Below are 3,278 nucleotides of genomic sequence, written 5' to 3'. Positions count from 1 at the left end.
GGGCGGCGGTACTGGCGCAGGTGGGGCGGCGGGTGGACGGTGAGGGGGCGAGGTCCTTGCTGGAGCGAGCCGGCCTGGAATGACCGGGGGCTGCGCCCCGCCCGCAAACGGGAAGGTAAGACGGAAGTTCGGCCGACAGGGCGCGCCCCGTCAGGGGCGCGGGGAACTGCGCGACCAGCCGTCGACGACCGGTAGTCGCGCACTCAGCTCACGAGGCAACCCGGTAGGCGCCGCGCAGCGGACCCGCAGCCGCGCGCCGAGAGCAAGTGGCACCCCGGTGGGCGCACCGGCCGCGCACCCAGCGCAAGCCGCACTCCAATAAGGCGCGGGCGGGTCACCGCCATCGATAGGTGACACCCGTCATACGCTGCGACGCCGCCCACAAACCCGCACTCGCGCGGTCGTCGCGAGTCCATGGCGCGCGCCACGCGCGCGAAGGCCCGCGCCGCCCCGGGCCGCGCCCCGGCCCGAAGAAGTCGTCCTGGCGGACCCCCGCCGCCGTCGCCGCGTAGAGCATCGGCACCGCCCCCGCCTCCGCACTCGTCGCGGCCACCCGGTTGAGGGACTCGAAGAGCTGCTCCAGCCAGGCCCGTTCCTCCATGCGTGCCCCGGCGGTCTGGAGGTTGGTCGCCGCGTAGCCGGGGTGGGCGGCCGCGGCCAGGACGGGGGAGTCCTCCGCGGCCAGCCGCCGGGACAGTTCGTGGACGAAGAGCAGGTTGGCGCTCTTCGAGCGGCCGTACGCCGTCCAACGGCGGTAGCGGTGCTCCATGTTGAGGTCGCGCGGGTCGACCGTGCCCAGGACGTGCAGATTGCTGGAGACGCTCACGACCCGCGCGCCCCGCCCGGCCTCGCGCAGCCGCTCCAGCAGCAGCCCCGTCAGCGCGAAGTGCCCGAGGTGGTTGGTGCCGAACTGCATCTCGAAGCCGTCGACCGTGCGCCGCTCGGGGAGCGCCATCACCCCGGCGTTGTTGATCAGCAGGTCGACCCGGTCGGCGGGGAGGTCCTCGGCGAAGGCCCGTACGGAGGCGAGGTCCGCGAGGTCCAGCGGGGCGAACACCACGTCCGCGCCGGGGGCCTCGGCCCGGACGCGCTCCTCGGCGGCCTTGCCGCGCGTCGCGTCCCGGCAGCCCAGCACCACCCGCGCGCCCCGGCGCGCGAGCTCCCGCGCGGTGACATAGCCGAGGCCGCTGTTGGCCCCGGTCACCACCGCGGTGCGGCCGCTCTGATCGGGGATGTCGCGCGCGCTCCAGCCGTCCACGTCCGCCGCTCTCCGAGGTCTCCGGGGGAACAACAAGGGGGAACACCCAGCGTAGGCGAAGGCGCGGCGGACGGCCCGGCATTCGCCTCAACGGCGTACGGAGGTGTACGGAGGCATACGGGTGGCGGGCAACGGGGACCGCGTCACCCACCCGGCCCAAGTCGGGGCCGTGGACCGCCACTACCATCCGCACGGTGACCACTGACATCCCGTTGACGACGCTGCTGGCCCTGTGCGCGGCCGCCGCGGCCGCGGGCTGGGTCGACGCGGTCGTCGGCGGGGGCGGGCTGCTGCAGCTCCCCGCCCTGCTCGTCGGTCTGCCCCACGTCGCCCCCGTCCAAGTCCTCGGCACCAACAAGGCCGTCGCCATCTGCGGTACGGGCGCCGCGGCCGTCGCCTACGCGCGCCGCGGCGTGCTGGACCTGAGGACGGCCGTACGGATCGGGCTCGCCGCCCTCGGCGGATCGCTGGCGGGCGCGTTCTTCGCCGCCGGCATCGACAGCGCCGTCCTCCGCCCGCTGATCATGGGCATCCTCCTGGCCGTCCTGGCCTTCCTCCTGCTGCGGCCCGCTTTCGGTACGGAGGCCGCCGCCCCGGGCCCGCCGGTGAGCCGGCGCCGCGCGCTCGCCGCGATCCTCGTGGCGGGGCTCGGCATCGGCTTCTACGACGGGCTCATAGGCCCCGGCACCGGCACCTTCCTGGTGCTCGCGCTGGCGGCGGTGCTCCGGATGGACCTGGTGACGGCCTCCGGCACGGCCAAGGTCGTGAACGTGTGCACCAACGTGGGCGCGCTGGTCACCTTCTCGCTCCAGGGCTCCGTCATCTGGCGGCTGGCCGTGCCGATGGCGGTCTTCAACCTCGCGGGCGGGGCCGTGGGCGCCCGCATGGCCCTGAAGAAGGGCAGCGGTTTCGTACGCGGCGTGCTGGTGGTCGTCGTGGTGTCCCTCGTCTGCCGGCTGGCCTGGGACCAATGGGGCGGCTGACGGCGGCTCGAACGGGGCAGACCTGGAGGGAAGCAGAGAGAAACAGACAGCCGGGGGAGCCGTACGGGGCCCACGCCACGCCGGAGGACGAATGCACACCGGGCACACAGGCAGTTCGTACGCTGACCTTACGCCGGATCGTGTGTCATCGGACGGTACGGAAAACGGTCCGGCGGGGCCCCGGTGCCCGGTGGGTGCGGTTAGCCTGTCGACTACCTTCCTGACGTGGTGGGGGTTTACGTGCGTGTCTCCCGATGGCGCCGGGTCCGGTGGTTCCGGGCCGTGCTCGCGGGGCTGTACGTCGTCGTCCTGGCGGCGGCGGTGCCCAGGGGCGCCGGCGGCCACGGCAGGGACGGCAGCTGGTCCAGCGAGGAGGCCCAGCGGTTCTGGGGGCCCGCGCGGACGTCCGGCTCCTCCGCGGACGACGCCGACCGCGGCGCGGACAACCCGGCGCAGCGCATCACCGGCAGCGCGCGGCACTTCGACGGGGTGCCCACGGTCGGGGTGCTGTTCTACGTCGGCGAGGACATGAAGGACCACCACTGCACGGCCAGCGTGGTGCACAGCCCCAAGGGCAATCTGATCGTCACCGCCGGGCACTGCTCCTTCGGGGACGACGCGGCCTTCGTACCGGGCTACCGGTCGGGCGCGAGCAAGCAGCCGTACGGTGTGTGGGCCGTGGACCGCGTCTTCACCGACCCCCGGCGCACCGACACGGGCGACGGCTCCGACCTGGACTTCGCCTTCGCCACGCTCAAGCCGGACGGCCTGGGCCGCCAGGTCGAGCGCGTCACCGGCGCCAACCGGCTCGTCCGCACCCCCGGCTACACCAACCGGGTGACCGTCATCGGCTATCCCGACGCGGACGACGACCCCGCCGACCAGGCGATCCGCTGCACGGCGATGACCAGCAGACTTGAGAGCCACCGGCAGATGACCATGCGCTGCGACGGCTTCTTCTCCGGTACGTCGGGGAGCCCGTGGCTCACCCACTTCGACGAGAAGACGAAGACGGGGGATCTGGTGGGGGTGCTGGG

At 73.6% G+C, this 3,278-nt stretch carries 3 protein-coding genes; 2 read left to right on the top strand and 1 reads right to left on the bottom strand.

The window, feature by feature from the left end:
* Positions 1 to 334: 334 nt before the first annotated feature.
* A complete protein-coding gene (locus K6I34_RS34135) occupies positions 335 to 1,258 on the bottom strand; it encodes an oxidoreductase (protein ID WP_229331920.1) in 924 nt (307 codons plus the stop codon).
* Positions 1,259 to 1,452: 194 nt separating this feature from the next.
* Between K6I34_RS34135 and K6I34_RS34130 the strand changes: the two genes are divergently transcribed.
* Together K6I34_RS34130 and K6I34_RS34125 are read left to right on the top strand one after the other, a co-directional pair.
* Positions 1,453 to 2,241, top strand: coding sequence for a TSUP family transporter (locus tag K6I34_RS34130; protein WP_229331919.1), 789 nt, complete (start codon positions 1,453 to 1,455; stop codon positions 2,239 to 2,241).
* A 240-nt stretch (positions 2,242 to 2,481) separates the two neighbouring features.
* Positions 2,482 to 3,278: trypsin-like serine protease (locus K6I34_RS34125; RefSeq protein ID WP_229331918.1), on the top strand; the 797-nt coding region annotated here is incomplete at its 3' end.

Source organism: Streptomyces sp. UNOC14_S4 (assembly GCF_020740835.1).
In the GTDB taxonomy this organism is placed as follows: domain Bacteria; phylum Actinomycetota; class Actinomycetes; order Streptomycetales; family Streptomycetaceae; genus Streptomyces.
This window is presented reverse-complemented; position numbering and strand designations above follow the sequence as displayed.